The 24630-nt window shown below is 60.1% G+C and carries 25 protein-coding genes; 7 read left to right on the top strand and 18 right to left on the bottom strand.

Features of this window, described 5'->3' with window-relative positions:
* Nucleotides 1–109: 109 nt before the first annotated feature.
* Nucleotides 110–1000, bottom strand: coding sequence for an AraC family transcriptional regulator (locus tag ACQKPC_RS19255; protein ID WP_063341158.1), 891 nt, complete (start codon nt 998–1000; stop codon nt 110–112).
* Nucleotides 1001–1205: 205 nt separating this feature from the next.
* Between ACQKPC_RS19255 and ACQKPC_RS19250 the strand changes: the two genes are divergently transcribed.
* A complete protein-coding gene (locus ACQKPC_RS19250; protein WP_427625931.1) occupies nt 1206–2258 on the top strand; it encodes an NAD(P)-dependent alcohol dehydrogenase in 1053 nt (350 codons plus the stop codon).
* Here the strand turns inward: ACQKPC_RS19250 and ACQKPC_RS19245 are convergent.
* The 6 genes from ACQKPC_RS19245 to ACQKPC_RS19220 form a co-directional block, all read right to left on the bottom strand.
* Nucleotides 2255–3058 (bottom strand): IclR family transcriptional regulator, encoded by an 804-nt coding sequence (locus ACQKPC_RS19245; RefSeq protein ID WP_008012044.1) that lies wholly within the window; start codon nt 3056–3058, stop codon nt 2255–2257. The two genes, ACQKPC_RS19250 and ACQKPC_RS19245, sit on opposite strands and share 4 nt — an antisense overlap.
* Nucleotides 3059–3118: 60 nt before the next feature.
* The gene (locus ACQKPC_RS19240) at nt 3119–4429 is read right to left on the bottom strand and encodes an MFS transporter (RefSeq protein WP_427625930.1); all 1311 of its coding nucleotides are present in this window, start codon (nt 4427–4429) and stop codon (nt 3119–3121) included.
* 197 nt (nt 4430–4626) lie between these two features.
* Nucleotides 4627–5775 carry a galactonate dehydratase gene (gene dgoD, locus ACQKPC_RS19235; RefSeq protein WP_007903915.1) on the bottom strand — a complete coding sequence of 383 codons (1149 nt, stop codon included), beginning with the start codon at nt 5773–5775 and terminating at the stop codon, nt 4627–4629.
* A 46-nt stretch (nt 5776–5821) separates the two neighbouring features.
* The gene (locus tag ACQKPC_RS19230) at nt 5822–6442 is read right to left on the bottom strand and encodes a 2-dehydro-3-deoxy-6-phosphogalactonate aldolase (protein WP_427625929.1); all 621 of its coding nucleotides are present in this window, start codon (nt 6440–6442) and stop codon (nt 5822–5824) included.
* Nucleotides 6443–6461: 19 nt separating this feature from the next.
* The gene (locus tag ACQKPC_RS19225) at nt 6462–7454 is read right to left on the bottom strand and encodes a 2-dehydro-3-deoxygalactonokinase (protein ID WP_427625928.1); all 993 of its coding nucleotides are present in this window, start codon (nt 7452–7454) and stop codon (nt 6462–6464) included.
* A 215-nt stretch (nt 7455–7669) separates the two neighbouring features.
* Nucleotides 7670–8152: an N-acetyltransferase family protein gene (locus tag ACQKPC_RS19220; protein ID WP_427625927.1), complete on the bottom strand. Its 483-nt coding sequence runs from the start codon at nt 8150–8152 to the stop codon at nt 7670–7672.
* 231 nt (nt 8153–8383) lie between these two features.
* Here ACQKPC_RS19220 and ACQKPC_RS19215 point away from each other — a divergent pair, with 231 nt between their 5' ends.
* The 5 genes from ACQKPC_RS19215 (at nt 8384) to ACQKPC_RS19195 (ending at nt 11611) form a co-directional block, all read left to right on the top strand.
* A complete protein-coding gene (locus ACQKPC_RS19215) occupies nt 8384–9061 on the top strand; it encodes an HD domain-containing protein (RefSeq protein ID WP_427625926.1) in 678 nt (225 codons plus the stop codon).
* 87 nt (nt 9062–9148) lie between these two features.
* The gene (locus ACQKPC_RS19210) at nt 9149–10354 is read left to right on the top strand and encodes an MFS transporter (protein WP_427625925.1); all 1206 of its coding nucleotides are present in this window, start codon (nt 9149–9151) and stop codon (nt 10352–10354) included.
* A 140-nt stretch (nt 10355–10494) separates the two neighbouring features.
* Nucleotides 10495–10809: a hypothetical protein gene (locus tag ACQKPC_RS19205; RefSeq protein WP_427625924.1), complete on the top strand. Its 315-nt coding sequence runs from the start codon at nt 10495–10497 to the stop codon at nt 10807–10809.
* A 54-nt stretch (nt 10810–10863) separates the two neighbouring features.
* The gene (locus tag ACQKPC_RS19200; RefSeq protein ID WP_427625923.1) at nt 10864–11118 is read left to right on the top strand and encodes a hypothetical protein; all 255 of its coding nucleotides are present in this window, start codon (nt 10864–10866) and stop codon (nt 11116–11118) included.
* Nucleotides 11119–11230: 112 nt separating this feature from the next.
* A complete protein-coding gene (locus tag ACQKPC_RS19195; protein WP_427625922.1) occupies nt 11231–11611 on the top strand; it encodes a Rho termination factor N-terminal domain-containing protein in 381 nt (126 codons plus the stop codon).
* A gap of 135 nt (nt 11612–11746) precedes the next feature.
* Here ACQKPC_RS19195 and ACQKPC_RS19190 read toward each other — a convergent pair whose 3' ends face one another.
* From ACQKPC_RS19190 to ACQKPC_RS19145, 10 genes are all read right to left on the bottom strand, one after another.
* Nucleotides 11747–12676, bottom strand: a complete 930-nt coding sequence (locus tag ACQKPC_RS19190; protein WP_427625921.1) for a PfkB family carbohydrate kinase — start codon at nt 12674–12676, stop codon at nt 11747–11749.
* Nucleotides 12669–14135: a purine-cytosine permease family protein gene (locus tag ACQKPC_RS19185; RefSeq protein WP_427625920.1), complete on the bottom strand. Its 1467-nt coding sequence runs from the start codon at nt 14133–14135 to the stop codon at nt 12669–12671. The genes ACQKPC_RS19190 and ACQKPC_RS19185 overlap by 8 nt, the downstream gene beginning before the upstream one ends.
* Nucleotides 14136–14355: 220 nt before the next feature.
* Entirely contained in the window at nt 14356–15354 is a 999-nt protein-coding gene (locus ACQKPC_RS19180) for an ADP-ribosylglycohydrolase family protein (RefSeq protein WP_427625919.1), read from the bottom strand.
* Nucleotides 15351–16064 (bottom strand): GntR family transcriptional regulator, encoded by a 714-nt coding sequence (locus ACQKPC_RS19175; protein ID WP_008067814.1) that lies wholly within the window; start codon nt 16062–16064, stop codon nt 15351–15353. Before ACQKPC_RS19175 ends, ACQKPC_RS19180 begins: the two co-directional genes overlap by 4 nt.
* A gap of 221 nt (nt 16065–16285) precedes the next feature.
* A complete protein-coding gene (araH, locus tag ACQKPC_RS19170) occupies nt 16286–17254 on the bottom strand; it encodes an L-arabinose ABC transporter permease AraH (protein WP_007903950.1) in 969 nt (322 codons plus the stop codon).
* Nucleotides 17255–17263: 9 nt separating this feature from the next.
* Entirely contained in the window at nt 17264–18808 is a 1545-nt protein-coding gene (gene araG, locus ACQKPC_RS19165; protein WP_427625918.1) for an L-arabinose ABC transporter ATP-binding protein AraG, read from the bottom strand.
* 66 nt (nt 18809–18874) lie between these two features.
* Nucleotides 18875–19879, bottom strand: coding sequence for a substrate-binding domain-containing protein (locus ACQKPC_RS19160; protein WP_427625917.1), 1005 nt, complete (start codon nt 19877–19879; stop codon nt 18875–18877).
* Between the two features lie 121 nt (nt 19880–20000).
* Nucleotides 20001–20819, bottom strand: coding sequence for an SDR family oxidoreductase (locus ACQKPC_RS19155; RefSeq protein ID WP_427625916.1), 819 nt, complete (start codon nt 20817–20819; stop codon nt 20001–20003).
* 273 nt (nt 20820–21092) lie between these two features.
* Nucleotides 21093–21968: an SMP-30/gluconolactonase/LRE family protein gene (locus ACQKPC_RS19150; RefSeq protein ID WP_427625915.1), complete on the bottom strand. Its 876-nt coding sequence runs from the start codon at nt 21966–21968 to the stop codon at nt 21093–21095.
* Nucleotides 21969–22158: 190 nt separating this feature from the next.
* On the bottom strand, nt 22159–22875 hold the full coding sequence (locus ACQKPC_RS19145) for a FadR/GntR family transcriptional regulator (protein WP_427625914.1): 717 nt from the start codon (nt 22873–22875) through the stop codon (nt 22159–22161).
* Between the two features lie 248 nt (nt 22876–23123).
* Here ACQKPC_RS19145 and ACQKPC_RS19140 point away from each other — a divergent pair, with 248 nt between their 5' ends.
* On the top strand, nt 23124–23996 hold the full coding sequence (locus tag ACQKPC_RS19140) for an esterase/lipase family protein (RefSeq protein ID WP_427625913.1): 873 nt from the start codon (nt 23124–23126) through the stop codon (nt 23994–23996).
* Between the two features lie 57 nt (nt 23997–24053).
* Here ACQKPC_RS19140 and ACQKPC_RS19135 read toward each other — a convergent pair whose 3' ends face one another.
* Entirely contained in the window at nt 24054–24614 is a 561-nt protein-coding gene (locus tag ACQKPC_RS19135) for a DUF1285 domain-containing protein (protein ID WP_008067797.1), read from the bottom strand.
* Nucleotides 24615–24630: the final 16 nt, after the last annotated feature.

The following is a 24630-nucleotide window of genomic DNA, read 5'->3' as shown; positions in this document are numbered from 1 at the left end:
CAATGTGGGAGCGGGCTTGCTCGCGAAAGCGGTTTATCATCCAACATTGATGTCGACTGATACATCGCTTTCGCGAGCAAGCCCGCTCCCACAGGGGATCATCGTCAACTTAAGCAGCCCGCTCATCTCCGGGATTACGTTCGAAGTAACGCTTGTACTCGCGGCTGAACTGCGACGTGCTCTGATACCCCACCCGATGCGCCACCTGGGCCACGCCCAAGCCTTCGCCCAGCAACAACTGCTGGGCTCTGAGCAAGCGCAAACGCTTCAAATACTGCACCGGCGACAACAAGGTACTGCGCTTGAAATGCTCATGAAACGTCGACGCGCTCATGTTCGCGCAACTGGCCAGGGTCTCGACGTTCAGCGGTTCGGTGTAATGCGCATGCAGATGACTCAGGGACGCCGCGATCCGGGCGAACTGCCCCTGTTGTTCCACCAGCGCGCGCAATACATCCGCTTGCGGCCCCCGCAACGCCACGAACAACAATTCACGCAAACGCGCCGGGCCCATGATCTGGCATTCCAGCGGATCGTGCAGGCAGCGCAACAACCGTTCCACACAACCGCGCATGGCATCGTCGAGCACCGCCGAGGTCATGGACTCGGGCGTCTGTGCGGGAACCGTGCGCCCCGGTGACAGCCCCATGGCCAGCACCAACTCGCCGAGCATTACCCGGTCGATGGCGATGGAAACGCCCAGCATCGGGCCATCCGGCGCCGAAAACGTTTCGCACTCGAAGGGCACCGGCAACGCCTGAATCAGATAATGCCCGGCACCGTATTCAAGCGTACGCGGGCCCAGATACGCCAACTTGCTACCCTGGGCGATGATGACCAGGCTTGGCTCGTAGATTTGCGGGCCACGGGCCACATCACAACTGGCGCGCAAAACCTGCACCCCCGGCAATGCGGTGGGCGCGAAACCATCGCGAAGGGTCAGCGGCTGGATCAGCGAAACCAGGGTGGCATTGGCATCGAGATGACGGGTCAACAACATGAGGGAGCTCTTCACAAAAGAAGTCACAAAAAAAGTCGCGAAAAAAGGGATGAAAGCATCATCGCAGGTCTGAACGCCAATGCGACCAATCAACGGTGCATGCCGGAGGATTAGGCATGACACCCGGAGGAATCGCCATGGCCGGTCACCCGTGCGGCGCCCAGAATTGCTCGCCTCACCTGTCACTGCTTTTGCGAGGTTCACCATGTACACCGCCATCGGATACGCCGCTCAGTCAGCCACCACTCCCCTCGCCCCAATGAAATTCGAACGCCGCAGCCCACGGGCCGACGACGTTGCGATCGACATTCTCTACTGTGGCGTCTGCCATTCCGACATCCATCAGGCCCGCAACGAGTGGGGTATTGCTGTTTACCCGCTGATGCCCGGTCACGAAATCGTAGGCAAAGTTACCGCCGTCGGTGCGAACGTTACTAAACACAAAGTCGGCGACCTGGTCGGGGTCGGTTGCATGGTCGACTCGTGCCGTCACTGCGAAGCCTGCCAGGCGGATCTGGAGCAATACTGCCTGGAAGGTCCGACCATGACGTATGCCACCCCGGACCGGGTCGATGGCAGCAACACCATGGGCGGTTACTCCGACAGCATCGTGGTCAGCGAGCACTTTGTCGTGCGTATTCCGGAGCAACTCGACCCGGCCAGCGCCGCGCCGATTCTGTGCGCCGGCATCACCACCTACTCGCCGCTCAAGCACTACGGCGTCAAGGCCGGTGACAAGGTCGGGATTCTCGGCATGGGTGGCCTCGGCCACATGGGCATCAAGTTCGCCAAGGCGATGGGCGCTGAGGTGACGTTGTTCACCCGCTCGGCGAGCAAGGCCGAAGAAGGTCGTCGCCAAGGCGCGGACCACGTGATCGTGTCCACCGACGCAGAACAGATGAAAGCCGCCGCAGGACATTTCGATTTCCTGCTGGACACCATTCCGGTGCAGCACGACCTCAATCCCTACCTCGATACCCTGCGTTTCGACGGCGTACACATTCTGGTGGGCTTGATCGAACCGATCGATCCACCGGTGCATGCTGCCAAACTGGTATTGGGTCGTCGCGTGCTGGCCGGCTCGCTGATCGGCGGCATCGCCGAAACCCAGGAAGTGCTGGATTTCTGCGCCGAGCACGGCATCACCTGCGACATCGAAATGCTCGACATCCGCCAGATCAACGAGGCTTACACCCGCATGATTGCCGGTGACGTGAAGTACCGCTTCGTGATCGACATGGCGACACTGAAGGTTTAAACCTTCAAGCCAAGCTCCGCCGACAGCCGGGCTGTGACCCCTTTGATCAGGGGAATCAGCTCGGCCATTTTTTCCAGCGGCATGTACGGCACGGTGCTGGCGATGCTGATGCCGGCGACGATGCGCTTGCTGGCATCGCGGATCGGCGCCGCCACGCAGCGAATCGACGGTTCGTTGTCTTCCAGGTCGAAGGCGTACCCGCCAGCCACATACTCAATCATGCGCTGCTGAAACTGCTCCCAGGATTGCTCCGGGTGCTGCGGCCAGAACTGATTTTTCCCACCCACCGGCAAGCTGATTTCGTAAAGCCGTTGCCATTCTTCCTGCGTGTCATCGAGCATCAGCGCCTTACCGATCCCGGTACGCGCCAATGGCATGCGGTGACCGACCCGCGAACGCATTTCCGGACCGTTGCGCCCCGGATTCTTGTGCAGGTACAGCACCTCGTCACCCTCACGAATCGCCAGGTGAATGGTGTCACCGGTCAACGCCGACAACTCATCCAGATACGGCCCGGCCAACGTCACCAGTGGCAGCTCTTCACGTGCCTGGAAACCCAGCTCGATCAGTTTCGGCCCCAGCAGATAACCGACTTGCGGCACCACCCGCAAATAACGTTCATCCACCAGGCAGCTGGCCAGACGATGAGTGGTGCTGCGCGTTGTGCCGATCAGCCGGGCGATTTCCTTGAGATCGCGGGCGCCACTGGCCACGGCCTGAACCACACCCAAACCACGAAGCAGTGTCTGGGTGCCGGTCGGCGCGGCGTCCTTGGCGATTTTTGGGGCGTCTTCCTGCATATCCAGCCTTTACCGTTGAGCGAGTGAACGGGCGGCATTATGGTCGCCCGATGGCCGCAACTACAACTTGATACGCTCGACCTTGCCCACCAGCAACACGTAGGAAAGTGCACCCAACAACGCCAGAACCGAGATATAGGTAATCGCCGGGGCAAACGAATCACCCGAGGCGAGGTAACCGATGACGATGGGCGTGGTAATCGCCGCCAGGTTGCCGATGAAATTGAACACCCCACCGGTCAATCCAAGCAAGCGCGCCGGGGCCAGGGTCGACACCAGCGACCAGGTAATCGAAGCCAGACCATTACCGAAGAAGGCCAGAGCGAGGAAGGCAATCACCAGCGGCGTCGATTCAACGAAATTGGCGCCGATGATCGAGGTGGAAATCAGCAGGCCGCCAATGATCGGCAACTTGCGGGCGAAACCCACCGTGTAACCGCGACGGATCAAAAAGTCCGAGAAGAACCCCGAACACAGTACACCGACGAATGCCGCCAGAAACGGTAGCGACGCCAGCAAGCCAGACTTGATGAAGTCCATGCCGCGATATTTCACCAGGTAGGTGGGGAACCACGTCAGAAAAAACCACAACGTCGAATTGAGGCAGAACTGACCGAGGTAAATGCCCCACAACTTGCGTTTGCTCAGGACAATCCCGAGGTCGACCCAGCTGAATTTAGCCTTGGTCTTGGCGGCTTCAGCCTGGATATCCACCAACCCGCCGCCCTCGCGGATCAGCTCGATTTCAGCGTCGTTGGCGCCCTTGAAATCCCGTGGTTCGCGATACACCGCGTACCAGATCACCGCCCAAATGATGCCCACCACACCGGTGCTGACAAACACCATGTGCCAGCCATATTGGTGCTGCAACCACGCAAGTACCGGCGTGAGGAACGCCAGGCCGACGAACTGCCCGGAGGTGTAGAAACCAATGGCCGTGGCGCGTTCGCGCTCGGGGAACCAGGTGGTCACCACACGGCTGTTGATCGGATACGCCGGTGCTTCCAGCGCACCGACGGCCATGCGCAGCACAAACAGCGCGATGAAACTGGCAGCGAAGCCGAGCATCACCGTGGCCAGCGACCACAGCAACAATGCGACGCTATAGAGGATGCGTGGCGGCACCCGGTCCACCAGCCAGCCGCCGGGGATCTGCATGGCGGCGTAGGTCCAGCCGAACGCGGAAAAGATCAGCCCGACATGGATCGGATCGATGCCCAGGTCGCTGGTCAGCGCCGGGGCGGCAATCGACAGGTTGCTGCGGTCCAGGTAGTTGATCACCACCGTGATGAACAACAGGACCATGATGAAAAAACGCTTGCGACTGGGCGTCACCAACGACGCCTGCCCGGTGAGGGTTTGCGGTTGCATGGGGGGTGCCTCTTCTTATGTTTATTGAGGTCGATGTGAAATCGGGTTTGCCGCAAATCTCCCTGTCCATGGAGATCAAACTGTGGGAGCCAGCCTGCTGGCGATAGCGGTGTGTCAGTCACCAAGAATGCTGGGGGGGCCGACCAAATCGCCAGCAGGCTGGCTCCCACAGGAATTTGCGGTGGGTCAGGGAGAACTCACCACTCGGCAAAGCTGCCATCGGCATGGCGCCAGATCGGGTTGCGCCAGCGGTGGCCGACGGCGGCGCGCTCGATCACGTATTCCTCGTTGATCTCGATGCCTAGGCCCGGGCCGTTGGGGATCTTCACGAAGCCTTTGTCGTAGTCGAACACCCGTGGATCTTTCACATAATCGAGCAGGTCATTGCTCTCGTTGTAATGGATGCCCAGGCTCTGTTCCTGGATGAACGCGTTGTAGCAAACCGCGTCCAGTTGCAGGCACGCCGCCAGGGCAATCGGGCCCAACGGGCAATGCAGCGCCAGTGCCACGTCGTAGGCTTCAGCCATGTTGGCGATCTTGCGGGTTTCGGTGATGCCACCTGCATGGGAAGCATCCGGCTGGATGATGTCGACGTAGCCTTCGCTGAGCACTCGCTTGAAATCCCAACGCGAGAACAACCGCTCGCCGAGGGCAATCGGTGTGCTGGTCAGCGGTGCCAGTTCTTTCAGCGCTTCGTAGTTTTCACTCAGCACCGGTTCTTCGATGAACATCAGTTTGTACGGGTCGAGTTCCTTCATCAGCACCTTGGCCATGGGCTTATGCACCCGACCATGGAAGTCCACGCCGATGCCGACATTCGGGCCGACGGCATCGCGTACGGCGGCGACGTTGGCCAAGGCCAGGTCGACCTTCTCGAAGGAATCGAGAAATTGCAGTTCTTCGGTGCCGTTCATTTTCACCGCCGTGAAACCACGGCTGACCGCTTCTTTCGCAGCGCGAGCGGTGTCCGCCGGGCGATCACCACCGATCCATGAATAAACGCGAATTTTGTCGCGCACCTGACCACCCAACAGATCGCTGACCGACACACCAAGAGCCTTGCCCTTGATGTCCCACAACGCCTGGTCGATGCCCGCCAGAGCGCTCATGTGGATCGCGCCGCCACGGTAGAAGCCGCCGCGGTAGAGCACGGTCCAGATGTCTTCGATGTTGCGTGGGTCTTTGCCTATCAGGTAGTCGGACAATTCCTCAACCGCAGCAGCGACGGTGTGCGCGCGGCCTTCGACCACAGGCTCCCCCCAACCGGTCACGCCCTCGTCGGTTTCGACCTTGAGGAAGCACCAGCGCGGCGGAACGATGAAGGTAGTGAGTTTGGTGATTTTCATCTATTGCCTCTCTTATTAGATGCAGCGCTCGCAGCGCCAAAAAGTCTTAACGCAAAGCATTCCAGGCAGCGACATACGCCTTGGCGTTTACTGCCACTTGCTCAGGTGTCATACCCGGTTTGAACAACCCGGAACCCAGCCCGAAACCTTTGACACCTGCCTCGATAAACACCTGCATGTTGTCCGGCGTAATCCCGCCCACCGGCACCAGCACCGTCCCTGCCGGCAACACCGCCAGCCAGGCTTTCACAACGGCGGGGCCCATTTGTTCGGCCGGGAACATCTTCAGCACATCCGCCCCTTCGGCCAATGCAGCAAAGGCTTCGGTCGGCGTCGCCACGCCCGGCGACAGGAACAGCCCCGCCGCTTTCGCCGCGCGCAACACCTTGGCATCGCTGTGGGGCATGACGATCACTTGGCCGCCCGCCGCTTTCACGTGCTCGACCTGCTCCGGCGTCAGCACCGTGCCTGCACCGATCAGGCAATCGGCGGGTAAGGTACTGCGCAGGATGCGGATACTTTCGTACGGTTCGGGGGAATTAAGCGGCACTTCAATGACGCGAAATCCGGCCGAGTACAGGACTTCGCCGACGGCTGCCGCTTCTTGCGGACGCAGGCCACGCAGGATCGCGATCAGACCGTTTTGTGCCAGTGCTTGCTTGAGCATGTCAGACCTCCAGTCAGGTTTAACGGGATGGGGGTGTCGTGATCAGTCCGGCGGCGACCGCCAACTGCCACAACCCGCGTTCGGTGGCCTGCTCGGCCAGGGTCACCCGGGCAAAACCGCAGGCGTCGAGCGCACGGCTGTAGCGGGCGCAGAGTTGGGAGTTGCCGATGAGGATGATCGACGGCAGATGGACGCTGTTGCGCCGATGCCGCTGAACATTGGCCAGGGCCGACAGTTCATGGCCGATCAACAGGCCGGACAGATAATCCGGCTGCGCGACGGCGCTCAGTTCACCGGTCAGCCCCAGACTGCGAGCACTGAACAATGTCGACAGCGGTCCGATCTCGCCGTCCGCCGACAGGGCCACCCGTACGCCGCGATCAAACGCTTCGCCATCGAAAGACCCGCCGCGCTGCTGAGTGCGCCCCAGAATGCTGTGTTCGCTGAGTACGGCGAAGACTTCGCCGGTCATGAAAGTATCGAAATGCACGATGCAGCCGTCGGCCACTTCCACCCATTTCGAATGGCTGCCCGGCAAGCCGATCAACAGATCGTTGCCCGCCCCGCTCGGCAGATTCTGCAACACGCCGAGGACCTGGGTTTCCTCGCCGCGCATCACGTTCGGCAAGCGAGAACGCTGAATCACGCCCGGCACGATGTGCACATCGACACCGCGAAGACTGCGAACTGTTTGTAGGGAAGTTCCGAGATTGGCGACGTTCGCCGGCGTGTCGCAGTAGGCCGCTTCGCGCCAGCCCTGAGCACTGCCGACCATGCCGCAAGCAATCACCGGCAAATCGGGCTGCGCGTCGAGCCAGTCACCGCACGCCTCATCGAAGGCCAATTCAAAACCGTCGGCACATTCCTGACCGGCGATGATTCGCGGCGTCTTGGGCAGCTGCATGATCCCGGACGACAGCGAGCGCTGTTCCAGCACCTGGCCACCGAAGCCGAGTTTGTAAGCACGTAATGAGGTTGTCCCCCAATCGAGCGCGATCAATTGCGCCAGCATCGCTTCACCTGTTTTGTTTTTTGGCAGTGAGTGAGCTGGACTATAAACCTGGACGAAGGCAAATCTCAATATATAAATATCAATCCCATATAATGGGAAGCGCACAAAAAAAGATCGCAGCTCTCGGCAGTCCCTACAGATCGATGTACGACGCAATAGCGCGGTCAAACACAATCCCGTGTAGGAGCTGCCGAAGGCTGCGATCTTTCAGGAGATCAATTGCCCTCGGCAAAATCCCTTAACACCGCCCCATCCATCCGATACCGCACCCACTCTTCCTGCGGCTGTGCGCCGAGGGATTTGTAGAATTCGATCGCCGGTTTGTTCCAGTCCAGCACGCTCCATTCGAAACGGCCGCAGTCATTGGCGCAGGCGATTTTTGCCAGGTGGCGCAGCAAGGTTTTACCGGCGCCGCCGCCTCGTTGTTCAGGGGTGATGTAGAGGTCTTCGAGGTACAGGCAGTTGCTGCCCAACCAGGTGGAATAACTGAAGAAGAACACCGCAAAGCCGATCGGCAGGCCATTGCGCAGGCAAATCAGGCCATGGGCGGTGGCGCCTTCGCTGAACAGGCTGCGCTCGATGTCGGCGACGCTGGCGATGACTTCGTGGCGGGCACGTTCGAAGTCGGCCAGTTCAGTGATGAACGCGAGGATTTGCGGAGCATCGCTGGGGGTTGCCGGGCGGATTTCGATCGTCATGGACGTGCCTTGTGAAAAGTTGAAAACGCCATACTAAGTCCGCGCGCGGCGCTCGTCACATTTGAAAGCAATGTGGCGAGGGAGCTTGCTCCCGTTCGGCTGCAAAGCAGTCGCAAAACTGGCGACGCCGATCTAACTGAAATACCGTGTCGTCTGGGGGTGGGGCGGCTTTGCAACCCAGCGGGAGCAAGCTCCCTCGCCACATAAGCGTTTCCACACTGAAGGACTTTTATGACCGCTATCGCTTTTGCGCCTCTGCATAATCTGGCCTCAATCCTGCTGCCCCACGCGCTGGAACCTGGCGAGGATGGCGCCCATGATCTGTCGCACTTGCAGCGGGTGTGGCACAACGTGCGCACGCTTCATGCGCAAGAAGGCGGTGATCTTGAGGTGCTGCTGGCCGCCGTGCTGTTGCACGATTGCGTAGCGGTAGAGAAGAACTCGCCGCAGCGCTCACAAGCCTCACGGCTGGCGGCACAGAAAGCTTCGACAGTTCTGATAGCAATGGATTGGCCTCACGCAAAAATCACAGCGGTCGCCCACGCCATCGAAGCCCATAGCTTCAGCGCCAACATCATGCCCATCACCCTCGAAGCGAAAATCATCCAGGACGCCGACCGCCTCGACTCCCTTGGCATGCTCGGCGTGGCGCGTACCTTCTACATCGCCGGACGCATGGGCAGTGCGTTGTATGACCCTTTGGACCCAGAGGCAAAAGAGCGGGACTACGACGACAAGCGCTTTTGCCTCGATCATTTCCAGACTAAGCTGCTGCACCTGGCGGACGGTTTCCAAACGACCACCGGTCAGCGTCTGGCACAGATTCGCCACGAACGCCTGAAGGGTTTCATGGAGCTGTTCAAGGAGGAAATCGGCGTCTGCCCAGAGCATTACTCCGGTCTGCGCTAACCTTGAAATCGGTAACCACAGACCTATCATCGATACCTTGCGTGATAGATAGATGACATTCGCTTCTATCAGGTCAAGGAACGACTCATGTCTACCGCCGCCCCACCCGTCTCAAGCAGGTTGTTCAGTCTGTTCTGCCTCGCCAGCTATTTGTTGTCGTTGTCCTATGGCTCGACTTTTCTACTGTCGTTGCTCATTGGCTCTCGCGGTGGCAACGAACTCGATGCCGGCAGCGTGATTTCGGCGGCGATGCTCAGCACCTTTGCGGCGGTGATTATTTCCGGTCACTTGTCCGACCTGCTCGGCGCGGCGCGCTCCATTGCACTGTTCAGCCTCTTGCTGGTGGCCGCCAGCCTGGGATTTGCCTTGACGCCTGGCTTTGGCAATCTGCTGCTGTTTTTTGGACTGATGCTAGGGTTGGGCTGGGGCGTTTTCTACACGCTCGGACCGATCATCGTCGCGAGTCTGGTGACGCCTGCGCAACGGGCTAAATACTTTGCGCTGCTGTCGGGCAGCATGATGACCGGGATCGGCAGCGGTCCATTGTTGGGCCGCGCAGCCAGCGCTCTCGGGTATCCGGTGACGGCAGCGTTTTACCTCGCGGCGCTGGCCAGCCTGATCGGTGCTTTGCTGTTCTGGCGGCTGGATGCCCAGCTCAAGAAAACGCCCTCGGCATCAGCGTCAGTCGCACGAATATCCTGGCGCGCAACGGCTCGGGTATTGTCCTCCAGAGCCGTGTTCCCGATCATCATGGTCGGCCTCGGCGGCTGTGTATTCGGTGGTCTGTCGAGTTTTCAAACCAGTTACGCGGCGTCCCGTTCACTTGATTATTCACTGTTCTTTTTCGGCTTCATGGGCGCGGCGATCAGCAGCCGAATGTTGATTGCCGGGTTCGTGGTCAAACGCGATCCATTGCGTGCCTCCTGCCTGTTGTCGGGCCTAATGATGGTTTCGATCCTGATGTTCGGTTTTGTCGTCGATGACGGATTCAGCTACGTGCTGGCGGCGATGATGCTCGGGGTGGGTTATGGGCTGACGTATTCGGTGATCAATGGCTTGGCGGCGAACGAAGCGCCGTCCGGCACCACCTCGCAGGCCTTGTTGTTGTTCAGCCTGTCCTACTTCATCGGCGTGTTCGGCTTTCCGTTGCTGGCCGGCAGAATCATCGTCGAACACGGGATGGTGACGCTGTTGCTCACGGTACTGGCGGTGGCCCTGCTGAACTGGCTGATCACCGCAGGTCGGTTGATCTGGCGTCACGTCAGCAGGATCAAATCGTTGCAGCAGGCCTAGGGGGCGTTCTCAATGAGTTTCCCCGCCGCGCCGGGAACTCATTGAGAACGCCCCCTGGACCACTCGTCGTTCATCAGGCACCAATCCAGGTCAGAAAGGACCAACATCAGGTAAGGACTCTAATCAACGGAGACGACACCATGATCACGTCCCGACTGACCGCCCTCGCTCTAACCACGCTGCTCTCCTCTGTCGCGCTCGCCGCGACCAGCTCTTCCGGGACCGACCCGACCGATCCACTCCAAAGGCCCGAATCTGCGACCATCCAAGGCATCGACAGCGGCCGATCGCCTTCTCCGACGGCCACAGACCCACGGATTTATCACGACGACGCGGGCGCTCAGGGCGGGATGAATACATCCGGCCCCCAGACTCCCGACAACGCCGGAACCGGCGTCGGCTCGAAAACCACCACCGGTGGCTCGGGCTCCGAAGGCCGTAGCGTCAATCAATAAAATCGCCGATGCGAGCGACCTGCAATACCTATCCGTCCTAACGAAGAGGTAACCATGAACGTCGATAAAAACCTGGAAAAAGAAGTCCTGACCCGCCTGCTACACGCCCACCCAAATGGCTTGGGCAAGGAGGTTCTGGACAATTACCGGGGGGAGAAAGTCGTGGCCAGCACCCTCGCCACTCTGCAGGAACGCGGGCTGATCCAGCACGGTCATGTGATCTGCAACGAAGCCGGCGAGCACTCGCTGAACCTGCCGATCAAACTCAGCGCCGCTGGGGTTGAAGCGGCGCGCAAGCTGGATGTCTAACTGAGTAGGCGCTGCAACAGGTTGCGATCTTTTGCCTGTGAATGTTTGAAGAGCAAAGATCGTCCGAACGCGGCCCGAGCCTTCGCCAGCGCCTACAACCAGGAGAAGTCCCATGCCTCGTGGAAGCAAAGACAAATACACCGCCGAGCAAAAACGCAAGGCCGAACACATCGAAGAAAGCTACGAGCACAAAGGCGTGTCGAAAGATGAAGCCGAAGCTCGCGCCTGGGCCACGGTGAACAAGCAGTCGGGCGGCGGTGAACGCGCCGGCGGCTCGGGGCGCAAGAAGCCGGCCAGCGCCAAGTCTGCAGATCGCAAGGAGTCAGCCCGGCGTGCGGTGGCCACCCGTGAAGGCAAGCCGCGCAACAGCAAGGCTTCGCGCGAGACGCAAACGGTGGACAGCCTGATGAAAGAAGCCCGGGCGAAGAAGATTCCGGGGCGCTCGAGCATGCGCAAGCAGGAGTTGATCGAGGCGTTGCGCAGGGCCGGGTAAGGGTCCGGATTTGAGGGTGAATTCGAGGGCCTCATCGCGAGCAGGCTCGCTCCCACATTGGATTTATGCCAGCCGCCAATATTGCGGCTCACACGAATCAACTGTGGGAGCGAGCCTGCTCGCGATAGCGGTCAATCAGGCGCCATAGGTCTCCCGGATCAACGCATCCACCTCAACCGCCCCCGGCGAAGTCGCCGGCCCCCAGCGAGTGACCGCCAACGCCGCCGCCGCATTCGCCCGCCGCGCCGCTTCGACTGCCGATAATCCATGCGCCAACCCGGCGACAAAAACGCCCGCGTGAGCATCCCCTGCGCCGTTGCTGTCCACCGCCACAACCTTGAATCCCGGCACATGCTGACGGTCACCATGCTGGCTGATCCAGCACCCCTGCGGCCCATCACGAACCACCATCAAAACGTCCGCCGGCAAATGATCCGCCAGCCCATTCAACGCCTCGGCAATGTCTGACGCCCCGGTAAACCGCTGCGCCTCGACGCGGTTGCTGGTCCACAGATCGATGCGCTGCAACAAGGCCTTCATCAGCGGCGCGTCCGGCGAACCCACCAACGGCCCCGGATCGAACACCACCTTGATCCCGTCCGGCAAATCCAGCACCCAATTCACCAGCACCTGAGCCTTGCCGCCATGCAGCAGGCTATAGCCGCTGACATAGACAAAATCGCCCGCCTCGATCGGCACGCTCGCCAGGTCTTCGGCGGTCAATTCGCCTTCGGCACCAATGCAGGAAATGAACGTGCGCTCGGCCGAAGCTTCGGTCAGCGCGACACACAGCCCGGTGTCGCGCTCAGTGCTCTGATCGATGCCGATCCGAATGCCTTCAGCCGTCATCGCCTCTCGGGCCATGTCGCCGAAACGGCCCTTGCCATGGCCACCGAGGTAGACCACCGGCAAGCCGTTTCGCCGGGCCGCAGCCATCACATTGAAGCCACCGCCAGCCTCGAAACGGGCGGATTGCGCCAGCACGTCGCCGCCTGAATGAGGCAATTTATCCACGGCCATGACCAGGTCGATCATGACCTGGCCGGTGTGTAGCAGATTAGGCATGAGCCGGCTCGATCAACGCAGTGCGGCGATCCTTGGCACCGCCGAGTACCCAGTAAACGCCACCGGCCACCAGGAACGTGACGATCCAGCCCAGGCCGTTGTGGCCCAGCCAGGAGTCGGACAAAAAGCCCCGGAACCAGACATCTTGTTCAGTAGTGCCAATGGTGGTGAAACTGAAACCCAGCACGATCGCCAGCGCCCATGCACCGAAGGCGCGCCACTCGACGCCACCGCGATACCAGTAGGCGCTGCTCGGGCTGACGTCCAGCAGGTCTTGGGGGCTGTAGTAATGACGATGAATCAGGTCGACCACAAAGATCCCGACCCATGCCGTGATTGGCACCGCCAGCAAGGAAATGAAGGTGATGAACGGGCCGTAAAAACTCTCGGCGATCAGCATGAAGTAGATCGAACCGGCGAAGATCGCGATGATATCGAGCACCACCGCATACACGCGCTTGACCTTCAGGCCGAGGGTCAGCGTGGTCAAACCGGCGGAGTACACCGACAGGTTGTTCGACAGCAGCAGCCCGCCGAATGCGGTGATCAGGTACGGCACGGCCATCCAGGTCGGCAGCATGTCGCGGATCGCGACGATTGGGTCAGTGGCCGAGGCCAGATCGTTATTGCCCACTGACAGCAAACCACCGAGGGTGATCAGCAGCACCAACGGAATCCCCGCACCGAACGCCGCCGACGCCACCAGACGCACGGCTTTGACGCTGCGGTGCTGGTAGCGCGACATGTCGGCACCGGCGTTGGCCCAACCGATCCCGGTGCCGGCGGCCATGGTGCCGATGCCGATGATCATTGCGCTCAGGGGCGCTGGCGTGGCGTTGAATACGGCGCTCCAGTCGATGGTCGCGCAGAGGAAACCGCCGACCAGGATGTTCAACGCACCGAACACGTAAGTCGCCCATCTCTGGATCACCAGCAACGTGGGGTGGCCGAGGCCGGACACCGACAACGTCAGCAGTACAAAAATCGCGATAAACACCAGGGTCAGCAGCGGCGCGCTTTTGGCTTCCACTGGCGAGCCGAACAGAATCGAGCACAGCGACAGCAAGACGAATGCGGCGGTGGTGGTGTTGACGGTTTCCCAACCCAGTCGCGACATCAGCGAGACCAGCGTCGGGCCGATATTGCCGCGCACCCCGAAGATTGCTCGCGACAGCGTCAGGCTCGGTGCGCGACCACGACGCCCGGCAATGGAGATGATCCCGACCACTGCGAAAGAGCCGGCGGCACCAAGGATGGCGACGATGATCGCCTGCCAGATCGCCAGGCCGCGGAAGGCCACCAGCGTGGCGCCCAACGGTAAGCCGAGGATGGAAATGTTGGCCGCGAACCAGACCCAGAACAGTTGCAGTGGGTGACCGTTGCACTCCCCTTCCGGCACCGGCTCGATGCCACGGGTTTCCAATTGCCCGGCACTTTGCCCGGTGTTCGATGAACTCATAAAACTGCTCCTGTTGCCATTGTTGTGGTTATGGGCAATTTCGGAAGTCGAGATAACATTCCGGCGATCCTTGCCATATCAGTGCGTCCATTGCGGGTGAAATACTTCTAATGTGCGTTGCGCCCTTCGCGAGCAAGCCCGCTCCCACAGGTTTGATGTGAACCATGAGAATTGCGCCATCCTTGTGGGAGCGGGCTTGCTCGCGAAGACGCCAGTCCAGTCAACGCAAAGCCAGCAGCCCCTGCACCAACGGTTCCAGCTGCAAATCATTTACTGCTTTAACCTGCTCGATCATCGCCACCGGCCAATTCTCAAGCCCCTGGCAGGCTCCAAGCATGGCGCCGAGAATCGCCGCGATGGTATCGGTATCTCCGCCCAAACCGGCAGCCATGCACAACGCTTCGAAGGCTGTCATCTGCCCGATAGCCACTTGCCGAGCCAGCGCAAACGACACCACCACCGACTCCTGCGAGGCCACCGACGTGCCGATCACGTCGTACAGCAAATCCGCCAGCAATGCCTTGTCGCTGTCGACGCTGATGCTCCACGCCCAACCGATGCGCGCGGCGATACGTCCGCCAGCGACCCAGTGGCCATGGCTTTCGGCTTGCCGAGCAATCTGCTGGCCAAGGTTCAATGCTTCGCCCAGGTCCATGCCGTTGATCCCGGCAGAAACCACCGCCGCCACCGCCGCCGCACTGGCAATTCCCAGCGTGGTGTTGTGGGTCACCTGACAGGCCTGCACCACGGCGCGGATGAAACGCTCGGGATCGGCAATATCGGCCGCAATACCCACCGGCGTGATGCGCATGGCCGCGCCATTGGTGGTGCCGTGGCGGCCTGCCTCTTCCAGCGAGTGGCCGGCGAGGATCATCTCGATCGCGCGTTTGGTCGAGGGGCCGAGCAAATCCTGCGAACCCTTGGCCTGCATCCCGGCTTCCCATTCGATCAAGCGCTGGGCCAGCACCGCCGGTTCGATCCAGCCTTCGCCTTCAATCAATAACTGACCGACCAGGATCGCCTGCTCCGTATCGTCAGTGATCGAGCCTTTGGGCATGTTTGCGGCGATCGGTTGATCCGGGCCAGCGTCTTGCAGATCGGTGATCTCGCCGAAACGCGCCTTGATCTCGGCGCGGCTCAGGGATTGTGTAGGCATGCCCAACGCATCGCCCAGGGCCAGCCCATAGAAGGCGCCCAGCGCACGGTCGAGCGCGGTCATTTTGAAGTTCCAATTTGCAGATGCAGACGAAAATGCACCGGATCGAGCAGGCTTTCGACCTGTTCCATGAAGCGATTCTGACGGTCGTAAGTGGTGCGCAGGGCCTTGAGGAACACCGTGCCCTCCGGGCGCCCGAGCAATTCGGCGTCTTCGGCATTCAAGGGTTCGGCGCCGATCCACTGATCGCCGTGATCGCCAATGTAGCCATAGGCGGCCAACGTGATGGTCAGGGAGTCATCGATCAGGCCGACTCGCGGCAGGCCTTCCAGGCCTCCGGTGGCGGGCATCAATGAGCGCTCAAGAGACACCAGCGTGCCATCGGTGCCACGGCGGCGACGGTCGAGGGTGATGAATTGGTCGGTACCGAAACGCGCCAACAGGTCCGGTCGGGTCACCGCCTCCAGCCGCAGCACTTCGGTATTGATCAGCGCCCCATTGTCGGCCAGCGCCTGGGCCCAGCCGTTGCGCTGATCGAGCACCACACCATCGAACGTGACGATGGACCCCACTGCGCCTTGCGTAACGATGTCGTGGCGCCGCTTCAGTTCGACCAGGGCTTCACGCAGCGTGCCGCGGCTGACCTTGAACTCCTGAGCCAACTGATGTTCGCCCGGCAATAGAACGCCGTCCTCCATGAGGCCGTTTTCGATGCGCCGGACGAGCTCGTCGACCACCTGTTGTTTCTTGTCAATTCGTAGCGGTCTAATCATGTACACCTCGGGTGTACCGTCATAGCTGAAACGGGTTGGGGCGAGCAAGGGATATTTTGTGAAAGTGGATGAAGGATCCTTCAAATGATCGTTCCCATGCTCCGCGTGGGAATGCCTCAATGGACGCTCTGCGTCCGCTGTTGGGACGCGGAGCGTCCCGGGCTGCGTTCCCACGCAAAGCGTGGGAATGATCGGTGACAACCCGCTCCCACAAGTGGAAGTCAGCGCTGTTTCAACCGGTCAATCACCACCGCCAGCAACAGGATCGAACCACGAATCACGTACTGATAAAACGTATCGATATTCTTCAGGTTCATCGCATTCTCGATGATCGCCAGAATCAGCACCCCGGCAATCACATGCCGAATCATCCCGATCCCGCCACTCAACGACACCCCGCCGAGTACGCAAGCCGAGATCACCGTCAGCTCGAAACCCTGGCCAATCATCGGCTGACCGGACGTCATGCGCGACGCCAGGATCACCCCGGCCAACGCACCGATCACACCGTGTACGGCGAAGATGAGGATCTTGGTCCGGTCAACGTTGACCCCGGCCAGCAACGCCGCTTCCTGGTTGCCGCCGATGGCCATGGTGTTGCGCCCGTAGGTGGTGTAGTTCAGCAACCAGCCGAAAAACAGGAAGCAGACGATGGTGATTAGAATCGGCACCGGCACGCCGAACAACTGACCATTACCGAAGACGAAGAACTGTTCCTGCGAAACGCCCACCGCTTTGCCGTTGGCAAAAATGTACGCAAGGCCCCGAACGATCTGCATGGTCGCCAGCGTGGTGATCAACGCATTGACCCGCAGCTTGGCAATCACGATCCCGTTGATCAGCCCGACGATCAGCCCCATCACCAGCGCCGCACTGACACCGAGGAACACGCTGTCGGTGTCGCGCATCACCACCGCCGCGACTACGCCGGCGCAGGCAATCACCGAGCCCACCGACAAGTCGAAATGCCCGGACGCCAGGCAATACAACATGGTGCACGCGGCAATTCCGGTCGTAGAAATCGCCAGGCCCAGACCGCGCATGTTCAGCGGCGACAGGAAGTTGTCGATCAGCAAGGTGCAGAGCACGAAGATCCCGACGGCCGCCAGCAGCATCACCCAGTCATCGAGAAAGCGCCGCAGGTCCAGAGGTTTTCGCGGGGTTGGCAGAGCATTGTTTTGGACGGTCATAGTCACCTCTCAGTTCGCCACGTCGGCAGCACGTTGGCGTGGCAACGCCAGTTGCAGCAGGTTGGATTCATTGGCTTGTTCGCGGGTCAGTTCGCCGCGCATCGCGCCTTCGCAGAGCACCAGGATGCGGTCAGAAATACCCATGACTTCCATCAGGTCGCTGGACACCACAATCACCGCGATGCCGCTGGCGGCCAGGTTATGGATGATCTGGTAAATCTCGGCTTTGGCACCGATGTCGATGCCCCGGGTGGGCTCGTCGAGCAGCAGGACTTTCATCGGCATCGACAGCCAGCGACCGAGAATCGCCTTCTGCTGATTGCCGCCAGACAGGTACATGATTTTCTGCGCCGCGTTGGGCGTCTTCACCTTCAGCGCCTTGATCTGCTTGTCGGCATTGTCTTTTTCCCACAAGCCGCGCAACAGGCAACCGAAGGTGGAATGGGCGCCGCGAGCGCTGATGTTGATGTTCTCGGCGACGCTTGCGAGCGGCAGGATGCCCTCCTTCTTGCGGTCCTCGGGGCACAGCAGAATCCCCGCGGCGATGGCATCGCGTGGCGAATGCAGTTTCAGTTCGCGACCGCGCAACTCCAGGCGCCCGGCGGTGTTGCGCGTGAGCCCGCTGAGCATTCGGAACAGCTCGGTGCGCCCGGCCCCGACCAGGCCGAACAGCCCGAGGATTTCCCCCTTGTGCGCCTCGAAACTCACCGGCTCACGCAAGCCCGGCCCCAGTAACCCGTCGACCTTGAGCGCCACCGCACCACGCGCACGGCTGCGGTAATCGTAGATGTCCTGAATGTCGCGACCGACCATGCACGTCACTAACTGATCATGGGTCAGCGCGCTCATGTCCTCGAAGGTGCGCACGAAGCGACCGTCCTTGAACACCGTCACCGCGTTACAGATGCGGAACACTTCTTCCATGCGATGTGAGACGTAAAGCACCACTTTGCCTTCGTCGCGCAGGCGTCCGATGATCGCCATCAAGCGATCGATTTCCCGCGCCGACAGGCTGCTGGTGGGCTCGTCGAATGCAATCACATGCGCGCCACGGGACAACGCCTTGGCGATTTCCACCAGTTGCCGCTGACCGAGGGACAAGCGCCCGACTTTCTCTTGTGGATCGATTTCATCGGCCAGGCCTTTAAGGCAGGCCAATGCCTGTTGCCGCAAAGCGCCGCGATTGATCAGGCCGAAACTCGCCGGCAGATGCCCGAGAAACAGGTTCTCGGCGACGGTCATTTCCGGCACCAGGTGCAGCTCCTGATGGATCACCGCAACCCCGCTGCCAATGCTGTCGGCGGTGGACTTGAAGACCCTCGTCCGCTCACCGATCTGCAGATCGCCGCTGCTCGGCGTGTAAGCACCGCCAAGGATTTTCAGCAGCGTGGATTTACCGGCGCCGTTCTCGCCCATCAAGGCGTGAACCTGCCCCGGATGGGCGACGAAACTGATGCCGTCCAGCGCCTTCACCCCGGGAAAGGTTTTGCCGATCCCGTTGAAGCGCAGGCTGCCGCCAATGCTCTGTTCATTTGTTTGTACGTGCGCGTGCATAAACCCACCTCATCACACCGGTCAGGCAGCCCCGTCGCCAGGGCCGCCGATGAAATCAACCGCGCCTCAGTTCCACAGGCCGATTTTTTCCAGTTCCTGCTTGAAGTTGTCGCGCGTGATCAGCGTAACGTCGTCCATCGCGGTGTATTTGGGCGGTTCTTTGCCGGTGGTGACCCACTCGTACATCATGCTCGCGGTGTTGTAGCCCTCAATGTGCGGGCTCGGCAGCATCGAGCCGAAGAAGCCGCTGTTGGGTTTCTTCAGTTCACCGATGGCATCGGTGCCGTTGATGCCGATGCCGATCACGTTGGCTGCGGCAAAACCGGCGCTCTCAGTGGCGCGCACGCCGCCCAGCACGGTGTTGTCGTTCATGCCGCCGATGATCAGGTTTTTCGCCGCGCCCGGAAGCTTCACCAAGGCCGAGTTGGTGGCGTCCATGCTGCCCGGTACGTCGAGGGTTTTCAGCGCAGAAAAGAGGATGTGGTCTTTCGGCATACCGGCGTCTTCCAGCGCTTTGACAGAACCGTCAGTGCGTTTCTTACCGGTATCAAGTTCGTTGTAGGTGTTGATCACCGCGTAGGTGTCTTTCCAGTCCCAGCCGCGTTTCTTCGCCTCTGTGGCCATGGCGGCGCCCTGCTTCTGGCCGACTTCGAAGGCCGCCATGCCGAGGTACGGCACGTCCTCCATGAACTTGCCGCCGGCATCGACGAAACGGTCATCGACGGCGATCACTTTCAAACCGTTGAGCTTGGCCTTGGCCATGATCGCAGGGCCCAGGGACACGTCCGGCGGGCAGATCACGAAGCCCTTGGCGCCGTTGGCCGCCAGGCTGTCGATGGCCGAGAGGGTTTTCTCGCCATCAGGCACGGCGATTTTGATGAGGGTGAAGCCCTTGTCCTTGCCGGCCTTTTCGGCGAAGGCCCATTCGGTCTGGAACCAGGGCTCTTCCGCTTGCTTGACCAGAAAACCAATCTTCACTTCCTCGGCCGCCAGCAATGTACTGCTGAGGCTGACCGCGGTGACCGCCAAAGCGGCACAGCACAGGGAACGGATCCCACGACGACGTTTCATAAGCTGACTCCTTGTTATTTTTTTTGAGCGTTATTTGAAAGCCTTCAAAGCATGCAGCTAATAGTCATATCGTATGATGATTGGATTTCAGACGTAGTTTCGCGCTTGAAACCCGAGTTATTCAGTCGTGGTACATGACCGAGCGCCCACCATCGATGGTGATGCACGAGGCATTGATGAACGGCGCTTCATCGCTGGCCAGGAACACAGCGGTCATCGCCACTTCAATCGGCTGGCCGATGCGCCGCGGTGGATGCAGGTCGAAGGCCCGCTGACGTTCGGCATGGGGGTCGGCAAAACCGTTCCAGTAATCGACGTTCAGTTGGGTTTCGATGTAGCCCGGTGCGATGGCGTTGACGCGAATACCCTTCGGTGCGTACTCGATGCCCAAGGCGCGGGTCAGTCCCAGCAAGCCATGCTTGGCCACCGGGTACGGGAAGCAGCCGGGAATGATGTGAGTGGAATGGGTGGAGGCAATATTGATGATGCTGCCGATGCCCTGCTCGATCATTTGCGGCAACACGGCTTTGCAGCCATACCAGGCGCCGTCCAGATCGATGGCGAAGCAGCGACGCCAATCTTCCTCGGTCATTTCCAGCGGATCGCGGAACACGTTGACCCCGGCGCAGTTGACCAGCACATCGATCCGGCCGTGAAGCTCAATGGCCAATCTGGCCATGGCGTGCAGGTCTTGCTGGCGCGATACGTCGGCCTTGATTGCCACGACATCCGCACCTTGTTCACGCCAGTGCGCCGCGACTTTTTCGACTTTCTCGCCCTGGATATCGCTGATGATCAGCTTGGCCTGCTGAGAGGCGAAGGTCGCGACAATCGCTTCGCCAATACCCTGAGCGGCGCCGGTCAGCAGCACGACCTTGTTTTTCAACCGCTCGCCCTTGGGCGGTTCGGGCACTGGTGGCAAGGAAAGAGGTTCAGCCATGGATCAACACTCCTGTTTGAAGGCACGACGAAAACCGGACATCTGTCGATGTCCGGTCAAAAGGCTTTTGGAAATAGGCAGGCAGGCGCGAAAACGCCCGGGCGCCGAGGCGGCCTGAAGCACTGACTCCGTACGGGAGTGCGGTGGAATATCGCTGCATCACTTCACCTGTTTTGTTTTTTTAAGTGTGAGTGCGTGTAACTGATGGGGCCGACTATAAACCCGACCGCCAAATAATCTCAATATATAATTTTACATCCCATATTTTGGGATTTATCCAGCGAATCGCTGACAGGGTTTTCCGGGCACATCCACGCGAATCGATAACAGCGCGCCGTCCAGCGGGTGATTGAGCGGGCTTGCGGCGCTGGTGATGTACAGGGTTTTGAAGTCTTCGCCACCGAACACGCAACTGGTGGGACGGCTGACCGGCAGTTCGATCACCCGATCCACATAACCATCCGGGTTCAGCCTGAGCAGACAACTGCCATCCCATCGGGCATTCCAGATATAGCCCTCGGCATCCATCGCCGAGCCATCGGGGCCGCCACGTTCGTGGGGGCCAAACCAGACATAGGCGGTGTCCAGGTTGCCGTCGGTATGGATGAAATGCCGGTAAAGCGTGCTGTCGAGGCTGTCGGCGAAATACAGGGTTGTGCCGTCGTCGCTCCATAGCAACGTGTTGGGGATGCCTAATCCTCGTAGTAGCGGCGTGACCCGAGCATCGCGGTCGATGCGAAACAGGCCACCGGACCGGCGCACGACGGGCAAATCTTCGCCCTGCTCACCGATGTTGTTTTGCATGGTGCCCAACCAGAGCCGGCCCTGGGCATCGCAGCGAGCTTCGTTGGGGCGATTGCCGGGTTGCGGATCGGCGACGCAGAACAAGGTCAGCCGAGGTTCCAGGCCTGGGGAATCCAGATCCAGCCGATAAACCCCACTGCTCAATGTCACCAGGGCATCGCCGCTTTCGCTGGGGATGAATGCGGACACGTGCTCCGGCATCTGCCAGATTTGCACATTGGCGCCGATCAGCCTGAGCGCTTGTTTACCGGCGATATCTACCCAATACAGCGCCTGGGTCGGAGCATCCCAAAACGGGCCTTCGCCGAGTTGCGCACGGTGTCCGGTAACCGCAGTCCACGTCATGAAACCTCCTTTTTTATTGCTTTTATGTTGGAACAAGCCTGTGTGGCGAGGGGGCTTGCCCCCGTTCGACTGCGAAGCAGTCGTAAAACCGTTACATGCGGTTTAACTTTGAAATGCCGGGGCCGCTTCGCGACCCAACGGGGGCAAGCCCCCTCGCCACACAAGCCCGCTCCCACAAGGGTTCTTATTGTCAGCTAGCCTTCTTGTCGGCCATGACTTGCGGGTAGAAGCGTTTGATCGCCAGGTCCGCGTTATCGATCAGGGTCATGCAAGCCCACACACCCCGCGCGGCATCCCGGGCGGCGATGGCGTCGGCCATGTCTTTGTGGATTGGCAAGGTTCGGCGCAGTTCGTCCGGGTCGGCGGCAGACACTTCGAAAGACACGGCCAGCAACGCACCGAGGGCCGGGACCATTTGTTCGATGAATTGATTGTGGCTGGCGGCGAGGATGCACTCGTGGAAGAACTGGTCCGCGCGGTTGTAATCGATGCCGCTGTCCACTGCCCGTTCCAACGCGTTATAGGCCTGGAGTACGGCTTGCACTTGTTCCACCGTCGCCCGCTCGCAGGCCCAGCGCACCGCCATGGGTTCGATGGTGCGGCGCAGGTCGAGCAGGTCGTCGACGAAGTTTTCCGGCAAGCCGTTGCGCGACAGCCAGCCGACGACTTGAGGATCGAAGAGGTTCCAGCGACGCACCGGCAATACGCGTGTGCCGACCTTCGGCCCGACTTCGAGCATGCCTTTGGCCACCAGGGTTTTGATGGCTTCGCGGATGACCGTGCGGCTGACACCGAGCTGCTCGCCCAGGTCGGCTTCGACCTTGATGGTTTCGCCGGGCTTTACCTGGCCGGCAGCAATCCAGCACCCCAGCCAGTCGACCGTCGACGCATGAAAACTGCTGGACATGGGCACCTCGTCGACCGGTGATAAAAAACAAACGACACAACGCCGTTCGCGATGGGTGTCCACGCTAATCATCATATGATTGGGTGTCAATTGGATTTTCAGATGCCTTGCCATACGGACACGGCTGTTCGTCCGAATCCTGCTCGAAGCGCTTTGATCCCATCCACTTTGTAAACTACGGTTAGCCGCAGCAGATCGGGCAGTCAGCGGTCTGTTCTCCTTCAAATCCGCTATCGATAGGTATGAACATGGACATGGATGCGTCTACGAAGTACCCCATTGTGTTGGTTCACGGTCTTTTCGGCTTCGATAAAATCGCCGGTTACCCTTACTTCTTCGAAATCGAGGAAGCCCTTGAACGCGCCGGTGCTCAGGTGTTTGCGGTCAATATTCCAACCGTCAACGGCAATGAAGAACGCGGCGAAAAACTGCTCGAGCACGTCAACCGCATTTTGCTGGAAACGGGAGCTGCCAAGGTCAATCTGATCGGCCATAGCCAAGGCCCTCTGGCCGCACGCTACGTAGCAGCGCTGCACCCGGAAAAGGTCGCGTCGGTCACGTCCGTCAGTTGCCCCAATCATGGCTCCGAGATTGCCGACCAATTGCATAAGGCGCTGACGCCCGGAGAGTTGCCCGAAGCGTTCGTACTGGCCCTGTTTGGCGCGGTCGGCACCTTCATTTCGTTGATCAGCGGCCATCCGGAAAACCCGATTGATGCTGAAGCGGCATTCGAATCGCTGACCAGCGCAGGATTGGCCGCCTTCAATCGCAAGTACCCGCAAGGGGTGCCAAAGGTTTGGGGCGGGGAAGGTAACGAAGTCGAAAACGGCGTGTATTACTACTCCTGGAGCGGGATCGTGCAGAACTTCCAAAGCCTGCAACTCCTCGACCCGACCCATTTGAACTGTAAAGTGCTGTCGAAGTTGTTTTACAAGGAGGAGCACGCCAACGATGGATTGGTCGGCCGCTACAGCTCTCACTTGGGCAAAGTGATCCGCTCGGATTACCCCATGGACCATTTCGACGCAGTCAATCAGATGGCAGGGATCAACAGTTGGAACGTGAGCCCGGTCATGCTCTACCTTGAACATGCCGCCAGGCTCAAGAGCAAAGGTTTGTAAGCCCAAAAAAACGGCCCGTTGCAATAACGGGCCGTTTCGTTGCCAACGCTCAATCGACTATGGCTCAAGCCCGATCGGGAAGAATTCGCCACCGCTCCACACGCCCAGCCAACGCTGCCCGTCGATTTCACGACTCACCGCCAGCTCCACCAGTTGGTAGAACACATTGCGATGGATCAGCGCTTCAAGGTTGGTGCGCACATGCACGTACGGCGCGGGTTCCTGAGTCACCGGATCGATCACCACGCGCATAGGGTGCTCGGCGCCGGCATCGGCCGTTTCATCGACGTTGGTGGTAAAGCGCAAGACCTGGGCTTCACCCTCGCCTTCGACCTCCACGGCAATCGCCACGAACGGCGCATCGTCGACCTTGATGCCAACCTTTTCGACCGGGGTAATCAGAAAGTAATCATCGCCGTCTCGGCGAATGATGGTGGAGAACAGCTTGACCATCGGCTTGCGCCCGATCGGCGTGCCCAGGTAATACCAGGTGCCGTCGCGGGCGATGCGCATGTCGATGTCGCCGCAGAAGTCGGGGTTCCACAAGTGGACCGGCGGCAAGCCTTTGGTTTTGGGGATTTGCCCCAACAGATCGTTGGCTTTTTGCGGGCCACTCATGGCGTTCTCCTTTGAA

Source organism: Pseudomonas sp. NPDC089918 (assembly GCF_050280605.1).
In the GTDB taxonomy this organism is placed as follows: domain Bacteria; phylum Pseudomonadota; class Gammaproteobacteria; order Pseudomonadales; family Pseudomonadaceae; genus Aquipseudomonas.
This window is presented reverse-complemented; position numbering and strand designations above follow the sequence as displayed.